At 71.2% G+C, this 19237-nt stretch carries 16 protein-coding genes; 7 read left to right on the forward strand and 9 right to left on the reverse strand.

Annotated elements, in window-relative coordinates; all coding sequences use genetic code 11:
- Positions 1 to 2: 2 nt before the first annotated feature.
- The 5 genes from EJ357_RS02565 to EJ357_RS02585 form a co-directional block, all read right to left on the reverse strand.
- Complete coding sequence (locus EJ357_RS02565) at positions 3 to 1721, reverse strand: hypothetical protein (RefSeq protein WP_126388174.1); 1719 nt, start codon at positions 1719 to 1721, stop codon at positions 3 to 5.
- Positions 1722 to 1723: 2 nt separating this feature from the next.
- Entirely contained in the window at positions 1724 to 2626 is a 903-nt protein-coding gene (locus EJ357_RS02570; protein WP_126388176.1) for a carbohydrate ABC transporter permease, read from the reverse strand.
- Positions 2623 to 3534 (reverse strand): carbohydrate ABC transporter permease, encoded by a 912-nt coding sequence (locus tag EJ357_RS02575; RefSeq protein WP_126388178.1) that lies wholly within the window; start codon positions 3532 to 3534, stop codon positions 2623 to 2625. The genes EJ357_RS02570 and EJ357_RS02575 overlap by 4 nt, the downstream gene beginning before the upstream one ends.
- Before the next feature lie 124 nt (positions 3535 to 3658).
- Positions 3659 to 4981 carry an extracellular solute-binding protein gene (locus EJ357_RS02580; protein WP_126388180.1) on the reverse strand — a complete coding sequence of 441 codons (1323 nt, stop codon included), beginning with the start codon at positions 4979 to 4981 and terminating at the stop codon, positions 3659 to 3661.
- A 276-nt stretch (positions 4982 to 5257) separates the two neighbouring features.
- Positions 5258 to 6391, reverse strand: a complete 1134-nt coding sequence (locus tag EJ357_RS02585; RefSeq protein WP_228472928.1) for an ROK family protein — start codon at positions 6389 to 6391, stop codon at positions 5258 to 5260.
- Positions 6392 to 6732: 341 nt separating this feature from the next.
- On the opposite strand from EJ357_RS02585, the gene EJ357_RS02590 reads away from it, so the two are divergent.
- The 5 genes from EJ357_RS02590 to EJ357_RS02610 all read left to right on the forward strand — a co-directional run bounded on the left by EJ357_RS02590 (position 6733) and on the right by EJ357_RS02610 (position 13288).
- Positions 6733 to 7611 (forward strand): N-acetylglucosamine kinase, encoded by an 879-nt coding sequence (locus tag EJ357_RS02590; protein ID WP_126399122.1) that lies wholly within the window; start codon positions 6733 to 6735, stop codon positions 7609 to 7611.
- Between the two features lie 179 nt (positions 7612 to 7790).
- Complete coding sequence (locus EJ357_RS02595) at positions 7791 to 9713, forward strand: phosphatase PAP2 family protein (protein ID WP_126388184.1); 1923 nt, start codon at positions 7791 to 7793, stop codon at positions 9711 to 9713.
- 37 nt (positions 9714 to 9750) lie between these two features.
- Positions 9751 to 11517: an ArnT family glycosyltransferase gene (locus EJ357_RS02600; RefSeq protein ID WP_407698463.1), complete on the forward strand. Its 1767-nt coding sequence runs from the start codon at positions 9751 to 9753 to the stop codon at positions 11515 to 11517.
- Positions 11518 to 11598: 81 nt separating this feature from the next.
- The gene (locus EJ357_RS02605; RefSeq protein WP_175647287.1) at positions 11599 to 12522 is read left to right on the forward strand and encodes a MurR/RpiR family transcriptional regulator; all 924 of its coding nucleotides are present in this window, start codon (positions 11599 to 11601) and stop codon (positions 12520 to 12522) included.
- Between the two features lie 391 nt (positions 12523 to 12913).
- Positions 12914 to 13288 carry a hypothetical protein gene (locus EJ357_RS02610; RefSeq protein ID WP_126388188.1) on the forward strand — a complete coding sequence of 125 codons (375 nt, stop codon included), beginning with the start codon at positions 12914 to 12916 and terminating at the stop codon, positions 13286 to 13288.
- Positions 13289 to 13293: 5 nt separating this feature from the next.
- Here EJ357_RS02610 and EJ357_RS50455 read toward each other — a convergent pair whose 3' ends face one another.
- From EJ357_RS50455 to EJ357_RS02630, 4 genes are all read right to left on the reverse strand, one after another.
- Positions 13294 to 14046 (reverse strand): cellulose binding domain-containing protein, encoded by a 753-nt coding sequence (locus tag EJ357_RS50455; RefSeq protein WP_126388190.1) that lies wholly within the window; start codon positions 14044 to 14046, stop codon positions 13294 to 13296.
- A 78-nt stretch (positions 14047 to 14124) separates the two neighbouring features.
- Positions 14125 to 14988: an ATP-grasp domain-containing protein gene (locus EJ357_RS02620; protein WP_126388192.1), complete on the reverse strand. Its 864-nt coding sequence runs from the start codon at positions 14986 to 14988 to the stop codon at positions 14125 to 14127.
- A gap of 116 nt (positions 14989 to 15104) precedes the next feature.
- A complete protein-coding gene (locus EJ357_RS02625; protein ID WP_126388193.1) occupies positions 15105 to 16325 on the reverse strand; it encodes a helix-turn-helix domain-containing protein in 1221 nt (406 codons plus the stop codon).
- Between the two features lie 3 nt (positions 16326 to 16328).
- On the reverse strand, positions 16329 to 16517 hold the full coding sequence (locus EJ357_RS02630) for a hypothetical protein (protein ID WP_126388195.1): 189 nt from the start codon (positions 16515 to 16517) through the stop codon (positions 16329 to 16331).
- Between the two features lie 221 nt (positions 16518 to 16738).
- Here EJ357_RS02630 and EJ357_RS02635 point away from each other — a divergent pair, with 221 nt between their 5' ends.
- Positions 16739 to 17731, forward strand: coding sequence for a DUF3068 domain-containing protein (locus tag EJ357_RS02635; protein WP_126388197.1), 993 nt, complete (start codon positions 16739 to 16741; stop codon positions 17729 to 17731).
- Between the two features lie 198 nt (positions 17732 to 17929).
- Positions 17930 to 19231 carry a glycosyltransferase family 4 protein gene (locus EJ357_RS02640; RefSeq protein ID WP_126388199.1) on the forward strand — a complete coding sequence of 434 codons (1302 nt, stop codon included), beginning with the start codon at positions 17930 to 17932 and terminating at the stop codon, positions 19229 to 19231.
- Positions 19232 to 19237: the final 6 nt, after the last annotated feature.

Genomic DNA, 19237 nt, shown 5'->3' on the forward strand with positions numbered 1-19237 from the left:
GGTCACACGACAGGTGCGGGCCGACGGGCGTGCAGTGCGACGGTCAGTGTGTGCGGGCCGAGTCCAGCGATGTAGACGCGGTTCCCGGTCGTCGCGTCGGTACCGCCGACCACGGTGTAGTCCTGACCCGGGTCGTACCGCAGTATGTCGCTGCGGTCCGGTCCGGCAAGCGGCTCGCCCGCCTCGACACCGGTCTCGACCCGGATCTCGTCGTCGCCGACCCTGTAGGTCATTGGACCGGTCGTCAGGCACCAGCGTCCGTCGCCGATCGGTACGGCGCCCTCCGGCACGCCGCCCGGCCGGAAGGTCAGTTCGAGGGCCCAGGGCACCGGTGGTCCGCCGATGTCGATCCGCAGATCGGCCCCGTCCTCCCGCAGATCGACCTCGACTCGGGTCGTGTGGGAGACCTCGTCCTGAGGGCGGTCGGGGAAGGCCATCGCCGCGGAGAAGCGGCCCTCGTCCACCAGGCGGTAGGCGCCGTCGTCGCGCCTTTGGTCCTTCGGGAGCGGCTGGTAGTAGGCGGTTGTGAGGGTCTGGGTGAGCCGGTACCGGTTGTCGGCGAGCTGTTCCATGTCGGCGGCGCGGAACGGGCCCAGGTCGAAGAACACCCGCGAGAGGCGGACCGCGTCGAGGACGGCGGCACCGGCGAACATGCGCAGGAAGGTGGGGTTGCAGGCGAGGCCCGAGCGGATGCGCCGGTGCTCGGGCACGTCGGAGCCGCCGTACACCACGGTGTGCGCGGTGAACGAGGCGTGTGCGGCGAGGTGTGCGGTGGGGAGGTACCGGTCGCGCGGGAACTTCTCCGCGTCCGGGGCCGGCAGGGCGCGGCACAGATCCGGGGTGAGGAGGGCCTGGGCGAGCAGGTCGGGGTCGTCGATGCCGTCGGCGGCCGCCAGGCGGGCTGCGCGGGCGAAGTCGCCCCGGCCGGTGCGGATCGCGAGCAGCCGGTAGTGCGGCAGGTAGGGCCACAGCGCGAACGAGAGCTTCTGGTCCTGGCGGCGCGAGTGGACGGTCTCGACCGTGCCGTCCGGCCTGATCAGGTCCAGGGTCGTGGCGAGGTTGCGTTCGACGGCGTCCAGCAGGTCGCTGCGCCCGAGCACCTCGGCCAGCAACAGCAGCGCCGGGTTGGTCACGATCGACGCGTAGACGGCACTGCGTTCCGAGTACAGGCCCTCCGTGTCGATGTCGACGCCCTCGGCGAGCCACTCCTCGACGCGGTCGAGCAGCCGGTCGTCGGGGAACGACCGGTGCAGACGGGCGAGCGCCGCGCTCAGCTCCCAGCGGTGGTTCGGGGTGTGCACGCCACCGGTCAGGAGACTGGCGGTGGCGGCGCCGGCGATCTCGGCGAGCGCGGCCGTCACCTCGCCCAGTTCCGGTCCCGCGTCGGCGGCGAGGACGTAGGCGTCGCACACGTCGTTGACGGTGAACGCGGAGTCGGGCGGTGACTGGACGTTGTCGCCGCCCGCGAAGAGACCGGAGGGCGTCTGCGCGGCGCGCAGGGCGCGGAGGTGGGTCGTCGCGGCGGCGACCGCCTGGCCGCTGCCGTGCAGGGCCGAGTCCGGGGAACGGTAGGCCGCGATCAGGGTCTTCGCCCGGCGGGCCAGAACGCGGTGGGTCACACCGACGGGTTCCCGGTCCGGGTCGGCCGCCAGGGGGGCGGCCGACCGGTCGGCCGCGCGGGCCACCGCGCGGATGAACTCGTGGTCGAGCGGGTCGGGCAAGGTCAGTCCTTCAGGCCGGCGTTGATGTCGGCGTTCATGACGTACTTCTGGAACACCAGGAAGACGATGATCAGAGGGATCATGGAGATGACCGAACCGCCGAGCAGCACCGACCAGTTGATGTTCTGGGCCCCGACGAGGCTCTGGATACCGATCTGCACGGTGAACTTCTCGGGGTCGTTCAGCATCAGCAGCGGCCAGATGTAGTCGTTCCACCGCCACTGGAACGACAGGATGGCGAGCGTCAGCATGATGGGCCGGGAGATCGGCACCATGATCCTCAGGAAGATCGACAGCTCACGCGCGCCGTCGATGCGGGCGGCCTCGATGAGCTCGTCGGGGACCGTCAGGAAGAACTGGCGGAACATGAAGCAGCCGGTCGCGGTGAGCAGGGCCGGGAGGATGATGCCGGCGAGCGAGTTGTAGAGGCCGAGGTCGCGGACCACCAGGAACAGCGGGGCGAGCATGACCTCGCCCGGCAGCATCGTGGTGGCCAGGATGCCGACGAAGAAGGCCTTGAGCCACTTGTTGTCGTACTTGGCCAGCGCGTAGCCCGTACAGCAGCTGACTCCCACCGTGAGGATCGTCGCGATCACACACACGATGGTCGTGTTGATGAAGTACTGGGAGAAGTTGGCGCTGTCCCACGCCGCCTTGTAACCCGACACGGTGGGGTTGTCCGGGAACAGCGTCAGCGGAAGGGAGAACAGGTCTCCCGCCGGTTTGAAGGAGCTGAGGACGAACCACAGCACCGGCACGGAGTAGAGGGCCGCCAGGACCCACAGCAGTGTCGTCGCGGGCACCGCGCTCCGGAGCCCGCCGCTACGGCCGCTGCGGGGCCCCTTCTTGGAGACGGACCGGACGGAATCGGCGTCGACCTTGCGCGGCATGTCTGTGGTTGTCATCGGTTCTCCACCCGCCGGTTGACCATCATCTGGATGATCGCGACGACCATCAGGATGAGCATGAGCACGAACGACGCGGCGCTCGCGTAGCCGATCTGGCCCGTCTTGAAGCCGGTCTGGTAGATGTACTGGACAAGCAGGTTGTTCGACGTTCCGGGTCCGCCGTTGTTGAGGGAGGCGAACAGCGGATACTCCTTCATCGCGTGGATCGTGTTGAGCAGGATCACGATGAAGGACGTCGGCGCGATGCTCGGCAGGGTGATGCTGATGAACTGGCGCCACGGGCCGGCGCCGTCGAGCGCGGCCGCCTCGTAGTACGACGTCGGTACGTTCTTGATCGCCGCGATGAACAGCAGCATCGAGAAGCCCGTCCAGGCCCAGGACGCCGCCACCACGACCACGATCAGCGACAGGTCCGCGTTCGACTGCCACGGAACGGCACTTCCGCCGACCTTCTCGATGAGGTAGTTGACCAGTCCGAAGTTCTCACCGAACAGCCACCGCCACAGGACACCCACGACGATGGGCGACAGCAGCCACGGGATGAAGAAGAAGACGCGGGCGACCGACACACCCTTCGCGTGCTTGCTCACCAGCACGTTGGCGATGAGCAGCGAGAACACGAAGTTCAGCGGAACGAACAGCACGGTGTACAGCAGCGTCCGGGTCAGCGCGTCGTAGAAGGTGGAGTCCCCGGCCAGGTTCTGGTAGTTGTCCAGTCCGACGAACTGGAACGCCCCTACGCCCGTGTAGTTCGTGAAGGAGTAGACGAGCCCGATCACCGCCGGCCAGAGGAAGAACAGCGCGAAGAGCACGACATTGGCCGCGATGAGGACGAGCGGCGCGAGGGTGTACTTGCTGCGTCTCCTGGGCGGGCTCACGGACACGTCCGAGGCGCGTTTTGTCATCTTCCTGACTCCGTGCTGGTGGATTGGATTGCTGGGGGCTCACACCATGAGCCCGGCATCACATCGGGTCCACAGGGCCGGGCGGCGGTGTCTGGACCCCGCCGCCCGGGCCTGTGGCCTGCGATCAGCCGCCGACCTGCTGGTTGTAGCCGTCCACGATGTTCTGCAGGGCCTTGTCGGCCGACTGCTGGCCGTTGATCGCCTTGCCGAGCTCCGTCTTGGTCGGGTCCTCGGTGAGGCTCTTGCCCTTCAGCACCCAGTTCGTCTGCGCGCCGTTGAAGTAGCCGGAGATCGGGTCGTAGAGCGGGATCGACTCGTTGTACAGCTTGAACGCCGCCTGCGCCGCCTCGGACTCGAAGGGGTACTTCGGGGTCAGACCGCTCTCGACCGGCAGGAAGCCGGACGCCTCGCACAGCGCCTGGTAGTGGGCCGGCTCGTACAGCCAGGACAGGAACTTCTTCGCGGCGGTGGCCGCGTCGGCGTTGTTGTTGAAGCCCACCGTCATGCCGCCGCTGTTGACGTCACTGGCCTGCACCGGCTGGGCGGGAGTCGGGACGCTCGCCCACTCGAACTTCTTGATGCTCTCCGCGAAGGCGGGAACCTGCCACACGCCCGACCAGTAGGCGACGACGTCACCGCTCTGGAACATGGCGGACGGGTCGGCGCCGCTGGTCCACACCGACTTCGGCATGGTCTTGTCGTCGTTCCATCCGACGAAGGTGTTCACGGCCTTCTTGGTCGCCGCGTCGACCGAGAACTTGCCGGAGTCGTCGGCGTGGACGTACTTCCCGCCCATCTCGTACACCATGGCGCGCAGCCGGGACGGCGACTGGTCGAACGTCAGGGAGTACTTGGCGTCGGTCTTCTCCCGGACCTTGTTGGCCGCCTTGATGAACTCGGTCCAGGTCCAGGTCTTCTCGGGCGAGGTCGGGAAGGAGACCCCAGCCTTCTCGAAGAGCGACTTGTTGATGAACATGCCGGACGCGGTGACGTCCGAGGGGATGGACAGCACCTTCCCGGACGAGTCCTTGGCGACGAAGTTGGCGTTGATCTTGTTGGTCTTGTTGTTGGCGATGTCGCTGAGGTCGATCAGCTTGTTCGACCAGATCGGGTCCAGCGCCGGAACGGCCGCCACGTCGGGCAGGGAGTTCGCCTGCGCGGCGTTGTGCAGCTTCGTCGTGTAGCCGTCGTAGGGGATGTTGACGAGCTTGACCTTGACGCCGGTTTCCTTCTCGTACTGCGCCACCATCTTCTTCCAGCCCGCGTCCTGCCCCGGAACCGTGGAGATCCAGAACGTCAGCGACTTGGAGGTACCGCCCGAGTCGGATCCGCCTCCGCAGGCGGAGAGCAGCAGGACACCTGCCGTGGCCACGGCAGCGAGGGGGACAAGGCGGCGCATACCGCCGCGGCCGAGTCGGCGGGAGCGCCGCACACCCACAGTGGTCATCTTCGATCCCTTTTCGTCATAGGGGACGGAGCACGGCGCCGACCGAAGCGGCACGGGTGCATTTTGCAGGAAAATTTGCTTTCCGGAAGGGGCGGCCTCGCCCGGCCGCGTGGTCCACGCGGGGCGAGGTCCCCGGCCGTCCTGGCCGTCACCGCACGGGCTCGCCCTCGTGCGGTTGCCGTACGTCGAGTACGGGCGGGAGTTCGCCCCAAGCCGGCTGTCCCGGCCGACTTAGAAAGCGCTTGTCCGGACATTGGCAGACCGAGTCCGAAACCGTCAATCCTTCGTCCGCGCCACCTCGGTCACGGTTTGGACTCCTCTGGCGACCGCGAGGCGGGCCGCGCCGACCACGGTGCCGAGATCACCGACCTGGCTGCTGACCACCTCGGTGGGCCAGCTCAGCCGCTCCAGCTCGGCCCGCACACCGGGCAGGAGCTGCGGAGACGCGCCGGTGCTGCCGCCCAGCACGAGCAGTCCCGGATCCAGTACGGCGGTCACGGCGGCGGCCAGCCGGCCCACGTCCACGGCGTGCCGGGCGACGACGGCACGGGCCGGGGCACTGCCCTGTCCGGCGAGCGCGAAGAGCTCCTCGGCCGTACGCGGGCCGGTGCCGTCGGTGTCCGGCCATGCCTCGGCGGCCCGGCGCAGCAGGGAACGGGCCCCGATGTACTCCTCCAGGGCCTCGTGGCGGGGCTCCAGGTCGTCGTCCCAGGGGTAGGGCAGCCGGGCGAGCTCTCCGGCGGCTCCGTTCGCCCCGGCCAGCACCTGCCCTCCTACGACGATGCCCAGACCGATACCGACGCCGATCCGCAGATAGCCGAAGGTGTGACGGCCGCGCGCCGCGCCCTCGTGCAGTTCAGCGAGCGCGGCGCAGTTGACGTTGTTCTCCAGGTGGACGGGGACTCCGGGCGGCAGCGCGACGGCCACCGCGTCGAAGACGGGCCCGGCCTTGGCGGTCGCCGGGCGCATGCCGGAGCCCTCCTCGACCCGGGCGGTGACGTCACCGACGGCCACCACGATGGTGCGCAGCGGGGCGTCGGCGGGCAGCGCGCTCAGCGCGTCGCGCACCACGTCGGCCGCCTCGGCCCGGGGCCCGGTGGCCTCGGCGAGCAGGCTGCCGTCCAGGGCGCAGCCGCGGACCCGGGTGAGCGCGGGACCCAGGTCGACGGCGAGCACGGCACCGGCGGCCGGGCCGAGGCGGTACACGGCCGCGTTGCGCCCCGTGCCGCTGGAAGCGGTGCCGGAGTGGGCGGCCAGCTGGACGCCCTCCAGTTCGGCGACGGCGGCGGAGACCGTCGGTTTGGACAGCCGCGCAAGGCTGGCGAGCTGCGGCCGGGTCGCAGTGCCGGCCTGGGCGAGCACGGTGAATACGAGGTTTGCGCTCTCGGTCAGACGGGGGGCTCCCACCACGTCGTGTTCCACAGTTCCCCCAGGTGACAGGCTGCTCTCCCGGGCCGATCGGCTCGGCGGAAGGCTGCGATGGGTTGCCTTGGCGGCACGCGTTGTCGCCCCGGCCGAAAGGCCCGGGAAGCCGACTGCGCGACGCCTATTGACAGGCACTGTACTTCGTTAGTTAACTTCCTAACGAACGTCACGGTACTCGCCTGCCGTGGTCCGTCCAGAGGCCCGTCCCGGGGCTTCCCTAGCCTTCCAACTGTCTTGCCCCTCCGGCACGGTTCGCCCGCCGTCGCAGCACACAGCGCACCGACGAAAGAGGATCCGTGCAGGTCACCCCTTTGTCTGGCCCTCTGATGGTCGGCATCGACGTGGGCGGCACCAAGACGCATCTGCGCGCGCTCACGGGCGGCACCGTCCTGGCCGATCACGTCCGTCCCAGCAGCGGCTGGCGGCCGTACGATCCGGTGGCCGCCGCCGGCTGGCTGGCCGCGCTGCTCGCCGAGGCCCTTCCCAAGGGCACGCGCCCGTCCGCACTGGCCGTTGGCGCCCACGCCTGCGAGACCGCGCGCCAGTGCGCACAGATCAGTACCGCCCTCCAACTGCACTTCGACGCGCCCGCGCTGGTCATGGGCGACGCCGAACTCCTCGTGCCCGCAGCGGGCCTGGACAAGGGTGTCGGCCTGGTCGCCGGCACCGGATCCGTCGCCGTGGGCCGCTTCGCCGACGGCACACCGGTCCAGGTCGGCGGCTGGGGCGCGCTGCTCGGTGACGAGGGCGGCGCCGCCGGTGTCGTCCGCGAGGCCGTCCGTGCCGTATGGGCCGCGCACGACCGCGGCGAGGAGCCCGACGCGCTGGCGCTCGGTCTGCTGGCCGCTTTCGACGTCCCTGAAGTACCCGCGCTCGGCGCCGCGTTGGAGTCCGTCACGGCACCCTCCGCCGAGTGGGGCCGGCACGCCCCGGCCGTCTTCGCCGCCGCCGAGGCCGGCTCCCCGCTCGCCCGCACCGTGATCGCCGAGGCCGGCCGCGCCCTGGCCGCGCTCGTCGAACGCCTCGCCGCCCGTGGGGTGGTGGTCGACGATGTCGTGGTCGCGGGCAGTACCGTCCTCTCCCAGCCCCCGCTGTACGACGCCTTCGTGTCGGCGCTGGAGGAGAGCGTGCCCACGGCCCGGCCGCGTCCCCTGCGGGCACCGCCGGTCGAGGGCGCGGTGGCGATGGCCCGTTCACTTCTGTGACACCTGTCGGACGCCGGGCCATCCCGAGTCCGACACAACTCGCCCGTAGATCTTCGCTCGTACGACTCGGCCCCAAGCGCTTTCTCCGCGCCTCGCGCGTTCCCCGCGCACCGGACGGTCGAGTCGGTCATTTGGATCTCTTCCCGGCCGTACGGCCGACGAACTCAAGAGAGGCTCGCATGCCGTCACCCGCCGGGCTCCACGCCAACCCGTCGATGAACAGAAGGCGCTTTCTGCTGACCTCCGTCGGCAGCGGGGCGGCCCTGGTGGCCGTCCCCGCCTTCGCCGGCTGGCTCCCCACCGCGGACGCCAAGGCCGCGACGGGCGCCGCCGCATTCGTCGACGACTACAAGACCAATGTCGTCGCGAACCAGACGCCCGAGACCAACGCCGTGATCCGCGTCCTCGGCGGCTTCGCGAAGGTGTGGAAGACCGGCGGCGCCTGGAACACCGGCACCCCGCTCCTGCCCGAGGTGCTGCGTGCCAACATGCGCTACTGCGCCCGGATCACCGCCGCGCGCACCGACGCCCAGGCGAAGGAATCGTTCATCATCGACCGGCAGCACCAGAGTTACTCGGTGATCGCCGGGCTCGGTCCGCTGGCCGACCTGTACAAGTCGGGCGCCAAGGCGGTCACCTCGATCACCAGCGCGCCGGACGGCACTCCCGCCGGGAAGATCAGCGACGCCCTGCCCGCCGACGCGCCGGCCGGTTCCGCGATCGGCGCCGGCTCGTACGACTCCGAGCTCGGCAACGTGGCCAAGCTGGTCGACACCGTGCGCGGCCCCTTCGCCTCCGGCAACCCTGCCAAGTTCGCCTTCCAGTACCCGCGTCCGTGGCGCATGAACGAGGACAGCGAGGTCGTCGACACCGGCGAGAAGGACGAGTTCGGTTTCCCCGTCTACGAGTCCGAGGTGGTCGTCGCCCCGCAGCTGCTGCGCCAGCGCAGCGAGAACCCGGCCGAGGACGGCGGCTTCCCCAGCGGGCACACCAACGCGCTGCACCTGGCGGCCCTGGCGTACGCCTACGCCGTGCCCGAGCGGTTCCAGGAGCTGGTGACCCGCGCCTTCGAGCTCAGCCACACCCGCATCGTGGCCGGCATGCACTCCACGGTCGACGTCCTCGGCGGCCGCGTCATGGCCACCGCCCTGGCCGCCGCCGCCCTCACCGACCCGGCCAACGCGGAGCTCAAGGCCGCCGCCCGCGCCCAGGCCCTGGCGTACTTCGCGGAGCACACCGGCACGACGGCCGACACGCTCCACGCGTACGCCCACTCGGCCTCCGCCGGCACCGACCCGTACGCCGACCGCGACGCCAACGCCCGTACGGTCAAGCCCAAGCTGACGTACGTGCTGACCCGGAGCGGGCGCGACCAGCCCCTGACCGTGCCGAAGGGCGCGGAGGTGCTGCTGGAGACGCGGCAGCCGTACCTGGACGCGGCGCAGCGTCGCGAGGTGCTGCGCACGACCGCGCTGCCCGCCGGGTACGTCCTGCTGGACGGCTTCGAGCAGTGGGGGCGGCTCGACCTGTTCACGGCGGCGGACGGTTACGGGGCCTTCGAATCCGACGTGACCGTCTCGCTGGATGCTGCGGCCGGGGGCTTCGGCGCGGCGGACACCTGGCGCAACGACATCCGCGGCGAGGGCGGTCTGACCAAGCGCGGCACCGGCACGCTCACGCTGACGGGGCACAACCGCTACCACGGCGGCACGGTGGTCGAGGACGGCGTACTGGTCGCCGGTTCGGCGAACGCCCTCGGGCAGGGCGACGTACGCGTGGTGGGCGGCACGCTCCGCGCGGACAAGGTGGTGCGCGTGCGCGGTGCGTACGTCCAGGAGGGCGACACGGCCCTGGACCTGCTGCTGCGCAAGAACCACGGTCCGGCGCTGGAGGTGTCCGGCCGGGTGGTGCTGGGCCGGGGCAGCGTGCTGTCGCTGCGTGTCGACGCCGAGCGCCCGCCGGTCGCCGGGACCACGATCGCGGTCATCGAGGCACAGCGGCTGCGCGGCCAGTTCGACCGGGTGGAGCTGAACTCCGACACGCTGCGGGCCGTACCCGTCTACACGACGGACGGTCTGTCGGTACGACTCCTCAAGCGATAACCGCGTCCCTGGGCGGGAGCTGATGCAGAGTGGGCCCATGGGCCGGCTCTGGATCAGCACCCGCCGCCACGGGGTCGGCGGCACCGCGGAGCGGATGATGGCGCTCGACCCGCACTCGGCCCCGGCATCGCAGGCACGCCCCGCCGCGCCCCGCGCCTCGGACACTTCGCGTGCGTCCGCGGCCCCGCCCTGGCGGCGGTGGGTCGGGCGGCCCTGGTTCGTGCCCCTCCTCGTGGTCGTGCTGCTGGGCCAGATGGCCGTCGCGATGGTGACGACGGCCGTGCAGCAGACCCCGACGATCGACGAACCCGTGTACGTGGGCACGGCGGCCGAGTATCTGCACGAGCACCGGCTGCGGCACAACCCCGAGCATCCACCACTGGGAAAGCTGGTCATCGGCGCCGGGGTGGCACTGGCCGATCCGCACGTCGACCGCTCCTTCACCGGCGATCAGGGCCGGTTGGGGCGGCATCTGCTGTACGAGTCCGGCAACGACCCGTGGCGACTGATGCTGTTCGCCCGTCTCCCCGTGATCGTTCTGACGCTTCTGTTCGGGTTGACCGTGTTCGCCTTCGCCCGTGAACTCGCCGGTCCGGTGGGGGGATTGGCGGCCCTCGGGCTGTACGCCTTCTCCCCCGACCTCATCGCACACGGCTCCCTCGCGACGCTGGACGTTCCGGCGGCCGGGTTCGTCCTGACGTCGGTCTGGCTGGTGTGGCGGGCCCGGCGCCGGCCGCGGTGGTGCGTGCCACTCGCCGGCGTGGCGCTCGGGGCGGCGTTGGCGACGAAGATGAGCATGCTGGCGGCGGTCCCGGTGCTGCTGGCGCTCACCGCCCTGTCCGTGTGGTGTGCGAGGCCGGCGACCGAGCCGCGCCGCCGGGCGCTCGTGCGCGCGGTCGGGGGCGTCGGCGTCGTGGCGTTGGCCGCCGTCGCCGTCGTATGGGCCGCGTATCTCGTGGTCGATCCGAGGCTGCGCTGGACGCCGGAGCAGCCGGTGCCGGTCGTGCACGGGCTGCGGGGGCTGGTCGTGGATCTGCTGCCGTTCCCTGAGGCGTACCGGGACGGAGTGCGCGTCCAGTTCGCCTTCGAGAACCACCCCTGGCAGGGCTTTCTGTTCGGCCGGCTCTACACCGGCTCGCTCTGGTACTACCTGCCGGCCGCGCTGCTGGTGAAGACACCGCTCGGCATGCTGGCGCTGTGGGCGGCGGGTGTCGTCGCATTGGTGGCGGTACGGCGGCTGCGGCCGGTGGCGACGTATCTGCTGGTGCCCACGGGGGCGCTGCTGGCCGCGGCGATGCTCGGGTCGCGGGACTTCGGCACGCGGTACGCCGTGTTCGTGCCGATGTTCCTGGCCGTTGCGGCGGGCTGTGTGCTCGCGGTGCGACGGCGGTGGGTGCCGGTCGCGGCGGGGGCGCTGGTGCTGTTCGTCGCGGTCAGCTCGGTGCGGACGTATCCCTACTATCTGCCGTACTCCAACGAGGCGTTCGGGGGTCCGCAGAAGACGCGGCTGCGGTTGCACGACTCCAACGTGGACTGGGGCCAGGACCTCGGCCGGCTGGCCGAGCGGCTGCGCGAGCGGTATCCGGGCGAGCGCGTCTGGCTCGTGTACAAGGGCAGCGGGGTGCCGTCCTTCTACGGCATCCGCGCCGCCGATCCCCGCAAGGTGCCGGTCGGCGAAGTGCGCGGGCTGCTGGTCGTGTCGGACTCCTCGGCGGCCAAGGCGACCGGGCGGCTGGCCGAACTGATCGACAGCAGTCGTCCCATCGACACGGTCGGCCATTCGATCACGATCTATCGCCGCTGAGCGTTGCCCCTCGGAGTGCCCAGGGTCGCCACGATGTGTGGGCTATGTTGAAGCACTGTGGGAGACAAAGGAGGCGCACCGGTGCCATCGCCCCAGCAGGCACGCGCGCAGGCATCCGCGATCACCTCGGGAAAGCCGGCCTCGGAGGCCGAGGCATCCCCGACTTCCCAGCTCAGGACGCTTTTCGACCAGCCGAGGCTGTCGCCGGGGCAGCGACGCATCGCCCAGTACCTGATCGAGCACATCACCGAGGCCGCGTTCCTTTCGATCACCGATCTGGCGGACCGGGTCGGCGTGAGCCAGCCCTCGGTGACGCGCTTCGCCGCGGCGGTCGGCTTCAGCGGTTACCCCGCGCTACGGGAGAAGCTCCAGTCGATCGCCCTGGGCACCCTCGCCGGGGGTCCGGCGGCGGCCGAGGAGAACGGCGCCAACGAACTGCAGGCCGCGGTGGACGCCGAGATCGAGAACCTGGAGAACCTGCGGCGCGACTTCGCCTCCCCCGACCAGGTGATCGACATCGGTCGCAAGCTGTCGCAGTCGACCCCGCTGACCATCCTCGGGCTGCGCATCTCGGGGTCCCTCGCCGAGTACTTCGCCTACGCCGCGCGCCGTATCCACCCGGACGTGCGGCTGGTGACGCGGGGCGGCAGCGTGGCTTACGACGCGCTGCTGCAGTCGCGCGAGGCCGGCGGCACCTGGGTGCTGGCGTTCTCCATGCCGCGGCACGCCCAGGAGACGCTCACGGCCGTCCGGGTCGCTCGCAGCGCCGGGCTCAAGGTCGCCCTGGTCACGGACCTGGCACTCGGGCCGGTCGCGGACACGGCCGACGTCGTCTTCGCCACCGGCACCGGCTCCCGCCTGGTCTTCGACTCCTACGCCGCGCCCGGCGTGATGGCCGCCGCACTGCTGCAGGCCATGACCGACGCCGACCCGGAGCGCACGCAGGCCCGGCTGGAGGAGTACGAGCACATCTCCGACGAGCACCAGTTCTTCCTGCGGGACTGATCCCGCCCCTCGCCCGCCCGCGCGGGGCCCCTATCCACTAAGGCAAACCGGAGCACAGCGGAACCATTCATTTCAAAGCGCGCATGAATGTTTTCATACGCCTTGCAAAGCGGACGGCATATATAAATACTTCACACGCACCATCCGCCCGCAGAAAGCAGTCGGTCCGCTCATGCGCACGTCAGCCCATCCGCCGTGCGAACACCGCCTGCCCTCTGCGGGCTCCTCCGCGAACAGCCGAAGCCGCCGTCTCCTACCCGCGTCGGCGCCTGGGTTGTTCGGTCGGGCATCGCCTGCGCGAGCGCCCGTGGCGGCGGCCCCGGTCATCCCCTAGGCCGGGGCCGCGCCGACCCCGTCGGACACCCCATACGACGCCGCACACCCGGAAGCGATGACCATGCCACTGACGACCACGCGCATCAGCACCGACTGGCCGTGCCAGGTCAAGACCCCCGGTTCCTACGACTGGGAGCGCTCCGCGGCCAAGTGGCTGCGCGAGTTGGTGCCGGCCCGCTACGCCAGCTACCCCGCGCTGATCCGCCACCCGGTGCTGCTCGCCCGGCACGCGCAGATCCAGGTCCACAACGAGATCCGGGTCGCGCGCACCGCACTGCAGACGGCACGGGCCGACCTCCCCGCGCTCGGCATGCCCGAGTCGGTCATCGAACACACCATCAAGCTGTATGCGGCGGAGGTCATGCAGCTCCAGCACATCGCCCGCAGCGTGCGTGCGGTGTCCCAGGCGCTGATCGACCACGGGCGCTGAGCAGTTCACCCTGCCCCTGAGGTCGCCGCGCAGGTGACCGTCGCCGCCGGCTCCCCGGTCGAGTCCGAGGTGTCGGCGAGGAAGCCGAAGGTGACGCTCGCGCCGGGCGCCAAGGTGCCGTTCCACGAGGCGTTGGAGACGGTGGCCCTGCCGTCCGCGGTCGTGGAGAGAGCGCCGTCCCAGACCTGGGTGAGGCGGGCTCCGTCGGGCGGTACGACCGTCGCGGTCCAGCCTGATGCCGAGGACGCGGGCGCGTTGGTGACCGTCACCTCGCCCTGGAAGCCGCCCTGCCAGCTGTTGACGGTCCGGACGGACGCCGTGCAGGCGGAGTCTTCGGGGGCGTCCGGCGCGGGCGGTGCGGGCTCGGCCGACGCGGAGGCGGTCGGGGACGGAGCCGGTTCCTCCCGGGCCGCGGCGTCATCGTCACGGCCGGAGAGCAGGAGAGCGCCCCCGAAGCCGATGACAGCGGCCGCGGTCACGGCCACCGCGACGGCGGTACGCCGAAATCCGGGGCCGGAGGCGGCCGGACCGGGCTGGACACCGCCCCGCCGTACGCCCCTCGTCTCCCCGGCGACGGACGGCAGTTCCTGTGTCGCGTCCTCGGCACTCGGCAGGGGCACGGTCTCGTAGCGGGCGTTGTCCTCCTCCCACTCCTTGAACAGCTCCGCGAGGGCGTCGGTGCGGCGTGGGCGCAGGACGTGGATGGGTTCCAGGGCCGGGCCGTCGTCCGGCTCCTCGGGCTCGGGCCGTGTGGGCACGCCGCTCTCCTTCCGTCCCCGTCGGCACGGGGCGTCGCCAATCCCCGAGGAGTGATACGGGGTTGGCGTCCCGCCGGTTCAGCGCAACCCGGCGGGCGCGCGGCGCGTTCCGTCGTGCGCGGCGAGGAAGTCGTGCAGCGATGCCGTCATCGCGGTGACGAAGGCGTCCCGTCGTGGGTCGTCCAGGGCGTCCAGCGACAGATACGGGTTCAGGTCCTCCAGCTCGACCAGCAGGAGCTCGCCGCCCGGCGCACGGCAGGCGTCGACGCGCTGGATGCCATGGCCGAGGCCGTTCCACTGGATGAAGCGCCGGGCGAACTCCAGGTCGCCGTCGTCGGGTTCGTACGGTTCCAGCTGCCAGCGCCGGTCTGTGTGCGGCGCGTACAGGGCGTACTGGAAGTCGTGGTCGACGAAGTAGAACGAGACCTCGTAGGCGAAGTCGACACACGGCTGGACCAGGACATCCCCGCCGGCCGACTCCCGCGCACCGTCCAGGGACACGAACCGCAGCCCCATGGAGTCGGCGCCGAACTTGGGCTTGACGACGTACCGGTCGGCCTCGGGCAGGAGGCTCAGATCCTCGGCACGGTCCACGGTGGGGATGACCGGATACCCGGCGGCGGTCAGGTCGAGCAGGTACTGCTTGCCGGCCATGTCGGCCTTCCCCGTGAGCGGGTTGTAGACGCGTGTCCCGTCCGCGGTCGCCCGTCGGCGGAACTCGTCGTACGCGTCCTGGTGGGCCAGGACCGGGCCGCTGTTGCGGACGACGACCGCGTCGAAGGCGTCCATGAGCGCGACCGTGTCCCGGGGATGGCACAGGGCGAGGTCGAAGTCGTCGCGCAGCCGGGAGGTGAGGAAGATGTCCTCGTCGCAGTAGCGGCGCCCGCGTGCCTGGTAGGCCAGGTCGGTGACGTACAGGATGCGGGGTCGGGCGGGCGGCATGCGGGGCTCCTCGGCTGCGGCGGCAGCCGATCGTACGTGGAGCGGCAACAGCGGACCATCAGCAGGTCGATCGGGGTCGCCGCGCACGCGCCGCGTCGCTCGCACCGGCCGCTCGGTCAGGCTTCCGGCTCCGCGAGCCCGCCGCGCAACCGGCGCGTGCGCAGGACCAGTTCGAGTTCGAAGCGGCGCTCGGGGTCGTCCAGGTCGTCGCCCCACAGATCCCGGATCTGCCGTAGCCGGTTGCGTACCGTCTGGGGATGGACGCCGAGCCGGGCGGCCACCTCGGGCGCGCCGCCCTGGGTCTCCAGCCAGGCGAGCAGGGTCTCGGCGAGGCGGCGGGCCTGTTCCGGTCCGGCCTCGGTCAGCCGGTCCAGCCGACGGCGCGCGAGGTCGTCGATCAGTATCTCGGCAGGGAGCAGGACGAGCGCCTCGGCGTGCTCGCTGCAGCGCAGGAGGCGGCCCTGGGGAAGCAGGCCCTGCTGGATCATCCGGGCGGCCGCCGTCGCCCAGTGCAGTGACGTCGCGGCCCGCGTCACGGGAACGCTGGGCCCGATGGCTCCGGACCAGCCGCCCATGGCGCGGCGCAGCCGCTCGACGCGGCCGGGTGCTTCGGGGTCCGGAAGCACCAGCCGGGGCTGTTCGCCGTCCATGTCCAGCAGGACCTCGTCGCCGAGGGCGGGCGTGACGGGCTGCTGGGCGGGGCGGAGCAGGACGGCGACGGCGACCTCGCCGGGCAGCTGCCAGTCGGCGGCGGCGGCGCGTTCGGCGAGGGCGGCCGTCGGGTCGGTGCGGTGCTCGGTAAGGAGGAGGTCGACCAGCAGGCGCTGGCGACGGATCCGCTCCCCCGCCTGTCCGGCGGCGACCTCGGCGTAGCCGTGCAGGGAGTGGGACACGAGCTCGTCGAGGTACTCGAACGCGGACTCGGCGAGTTCGTACATCGCGGGTGGCGGGATCTCGACCTGCTGCCCGATCTCGGCGAGGCTGCGCCAGGCCAGCCGCACGTTGAGCCGGTAGATCGCCTGGAGGGAGTCCAGGCGACGTCCCGCGAGGGCCTGGTTGCGGCCGAACTCCCGGAATACCTCGGGGAGTTCACGAGGGCGTTCGATGTCGGTGGTCAGCTGCGCCACGAAGTTCTCGAGCGCGAGCCGGATCGCCAGGAGCGCCTTCGGCTCGCCCGTCTCGTCGGTCGTCAGCTCCAGGTTGGGGAACTCCCGGCGCATGGCCCGCAGGATGTCCTGGGCGATGTCCGGTACCTGCTCCATGGCCAGGTCGGCGAACCGCCGCACCTGGTCGGGGGGCACCTTGTGCCAGGCGGGGGGTGCGGGCACGGGCAGCATCTCCTAGCGGTCCGCGGTCTGCGTGGACGGCGTGGGTGCGGACCGGTCGCCGGACGGGTCGGGGAAGGTGACGAGTGGCACGTTCGGCTGCTCGGGGGTGGCGCTCAGTGCGGTGACGAGGCCGAGGGCGGCGCCCGTGGCCAGGGCGGCGGAGAGTGCGCAGGTCAGCAGGGCGGCGAGGATTCTGGGCATGGGGACGAGGAGCCTCTCGTTCGAGGAGGTTGTCACCCAGCGTTCCGGCCCGGTCCGGCACGATCAGTATTGAGTCACTGTTGACACCGGGTCAATAGCGGCTTAATTTCGCCGGTCATAACTACTTACTCCCCGGTAGGCCATCTTCGCCCCGGGTGAGCCGGACTGTCCAGCGCACGGCCGCACAGTCCGCCTCCTTCCGCTGCCACCGGAGTGCCCTCATGCGCCGTACAGCTTCCGTTCTGCCGCTGATTCTGCTCGGTTTGGGCGTGTTCGCGCTGGTTTTCGGCCAGCTACTCGACCGGTATGTGGAGCCGCGGGTCAAACGCACGCCCGTGGACGTCGAGACCGACTCGGTGCTCACCGGGACCGGCAGCTATTTCGACACCGGCGTCCTGGAGACCGTGCACGGGCAGCAGATCACGATCACCCGCCGGATCGTGGGCGACGTGGCCGCCGCCGAGCGCAGCGGGCACGCGGTGTGGAACGTCTCCACGCAGATCGACAGCCCCGCCACCCTGCCGCTTCGGGACCCGCGCAGGTCGCTGCAGTGGACCACCGAGCGCTGGGTCACCGACCGGCGGACCAACCTGCCGGTGCACTGCTGCGGCGAGCAGCCGTCCTTCCGGGGCGAGGCCTATCTGAAGTTCCCGTTCGACGTGCAAAAGCGCACTCACCGCTGGTGGGACGGCGTGCTCGGCGGGGCCGTACGGCTGAAGTACTCCGGCACCGAGAAGGTGCTCGGACACGAGGGCTACCGCTTCACCGGAAGCGTGGCGCCCCGGCGCACGGGCGTGACCCGCGAGGTGCCCGGATCGCTGGTGGGACGGCCGAAGCAGCGACAGGTGACGGCCGAGGAGTGGTACGCCAACGCCCGGATCGAGCTGGTGGTGGAGCGGCGCACGGGCCGGATCATGAACGCCCGCATGGCGCCGAAGATCACGCTCCGCGCTCCCGGTGCCCGGTCCGACGCGGTCACGCTGCTGGCCGGCGACCGGCTGGAGTTCACCGACGCGACCCGGCGCACCCAGGTGGCGCAGACCGCACGCGACAGTCGCCGGCTGGAGGTCCTGGGCGAGACCGCGCCCGCGCTCACCACCGTCGCGGGCGGTGTGCTCGCGGCCGCCGGACTGACGTTCCTGGTCCGTGAGCGGCGGCGACGAACGGCACCGGCGGACTCACGGCGGATCGACAGGACTCACACAGGTGACTGACCCGGGGGCGTGAGCGGGGAGAAATTGTCACCCGCGTGCGTATCCCTACCGGGTGGTCTCTCCGAAAACTGACGTTACCAACCAGTACCTCCGCGTTCTCCCGGAACCGGCCCAACCGTCACACAACGTCCCCGCCCAGCGTGTCTTCCCCGGACGCCCGGCTCCCCCACCCCCCGCATCCGACGAGGTGGAGCAACGATGCCCCAACACGCTTCCTCCCTGGTCCCCGGCCAGGAGGGGATCACCGCCGCTCATCCCCGCACCGCCCCTCAGCACGCCGGCCGGCGTCGTACGCCCGCCGCCGACGGCACCGCCTCCGGCACATCCCCGTTCCCGCGCCGGATCGTCTTCCTCGCCCGCCGCGACCTGGACAACCCCGCGGCCGGCGGCTCCGAACTGCTCGTCGACCGCGTCGCCGACGGCCTCACCGCCGCGGGCCACCAGGTCACACTGCTGTGCGGCGGCCCGGCGGCGTACCGCGACTACCGCGTGGTCTCGGCGGGCGGCGACGCCGGTCATTTCCTGCGCGCCAAGCGGGCGTTCGCCCGTCAGGTCGGCGACTGCGACCTCCTGGTGGAGGTGTGCAACGGCATGCCGTACCTGTCACCGCTGTGGCACAAGGGCCCGACGCTGTGCCTGGTGAACCATGTGCACAGCGACCTGTGGGACATGCGCTACCCGGGTCCCATGGCCCGGCTCGGCCGCAGGCTGGAGCACTGGGCGCTGGCCGGCCCGCACCGCGGCAGCCTGACGGTCGCCGTGTCCGACTCCACCGCCGCGGCGCTGCGCTCCATCGGCGTCCGGCCGGAGGGGATCAGGGTGGTGCACAACGGCGTCGACGCCCCCGGCCCCCTGCTGCCCAAGGCACCCGAGCCGCTGTTCGTCGCGGTCGGGCGGCTGGTCGAGTACAAGCGGATCGATCTGCTGCTACGGCTGTGGGAGCGGGTGCGCCCCGTCACCGGCGGGCAGCTTCTCATCGTCGGCGACGGCCCCGAGCGGGAGCGGCTGCAGGCCATGGCCGGGCCCGGTGTGGTGTTCACCGGCCGGGTCTCGGAGGCGGAGAAGCACCGCCTGCTGTGCCGGGCGTGGCTGCTGCTGCACCCATCCCTGGTGGAGGGCTGGGGCCTGGTGGTGACCGAGGCCGCCGCGCGCGGCACTCCGGCGGTCGGCTTCGACATACCCGGTCTGCGGGACTCCGTCGTCAACGGGGTGACGGGGGTGCTGGCCGGGGGCGAGAGCTCCTTCGCCGCGGCCTGGTCCACGCTTGCGCTCAGCCCCGACCGCCGCAGGGTCATGGGCCGTGCCGCCGAGGCGCGCGCCGAGAACTTCCGGTGGAGCAGCACCGTGCGGCAGTTCCGGGAGGTGGCCGCGGAGGCGTGTCGCGCGGCGGCCCGGTCCACGCCGGGCGGCCCGGCCCCGGCGCCCGACCCCTCCCTGCCACGCGACGCGCCCCTCCCCGTCGTCCCGCCGCAGGCCACCCGCCGACCCACCCGCGCCTGAGGTGAC

The sequence above is a fragment of the Streptomyces cyaneochromogenes genome, from assembly GCF_003963535.1.
Classification (GTDB): domain Bacteria; phylum Actinomycetota; class Actinomycetes; order Streptomycetales; family Streptomycetaceae; genus Streptomyces; species Streptomyces shaanxiensis.

Coding starts and splice junctions, on each gene's coding strand:
- EJ357_RS02570 (WP_126388176.1), bottom strand. CDS start 2,626: ATGACAACCACAGACATGCCGCGCAAGGTCGACGCCGATTCCGTCCGG.
- EJ357_RS02575 (WP_126388178.1), bottom strand. CDS start 3,534: ATGACAAAACGCGCCTCGGACGTGTCCGTGAGCCCGCCCAGGAGACGC.
- EJ357_RS02580 (WP_126388180.1), bottom strand. CDS start 4,981: ATGACCACTGTGGGTGTGCGGCGCTCCCGCCGACTCGGCCGCGGCGGT.
- EJ357_RS02590 (WP_126399122.1), top strand. CDS start 6,733: ATGGTCGGCATCGACGTGGGCGGCACCAAGACGCATCTGCGCGCGCTC.
- EJ357_RS02595 (WP_126388184.1), top strand. CDS start 7,791: ATGCCGTCACCCGCCGGGCTCCACGCCAACCCGTCGATGAACAGAAGG.
- EJ357_RS02600 (WP_407698463.1), top strand. CDS start 9,751: ATGGGCCGGCTCTGGATCAGCACCCGCCGCCACGGGGTCGGCGGCACC.
- EJ357_RS02610 (WP_126388188.1), top strand. CDS start 12,914: ATGACCATGCCACTGACGACCACGCGCATCAGCACCGACTGGCCGTGC.
- EJ357_RS02620 (WP_126388192.1), bottom strand. CDS start 14,988: ATGCCGCCCGCCCGACCCCGCATCCTGTACGTCACCGACCTGGCCTAC.
- EJ357_RS02625 (WP_126388193.1), bottom strand. CDS start 16,325: ATGCTGCCCGTGCCCGCACCCCCCGCCTGGCACAAGGTGCCCCCCGAC.
- EJ357_RS02630 (WP_126388195.1), bottom strand. CDS start 16,517: ATGCCCAGAATCCTCGCCGCCCTGCTGACCTGCGCACTCTCCGCCGCC.
- EJ357_RS02635 (WP_126388197.1), top strand. CDS start 16,739: ATGCGCCGTACAGCTTCCGTTCTGCCGCTGATTCTGCTCGGTTTGGGC.
- EJ357_RS02640 (WP_126388199.1), top strand. CDS start 17,930: ATGCCCCAACACGCTTCCTCCCTGGTCCCCGGCCAGGAGGGGATCACC.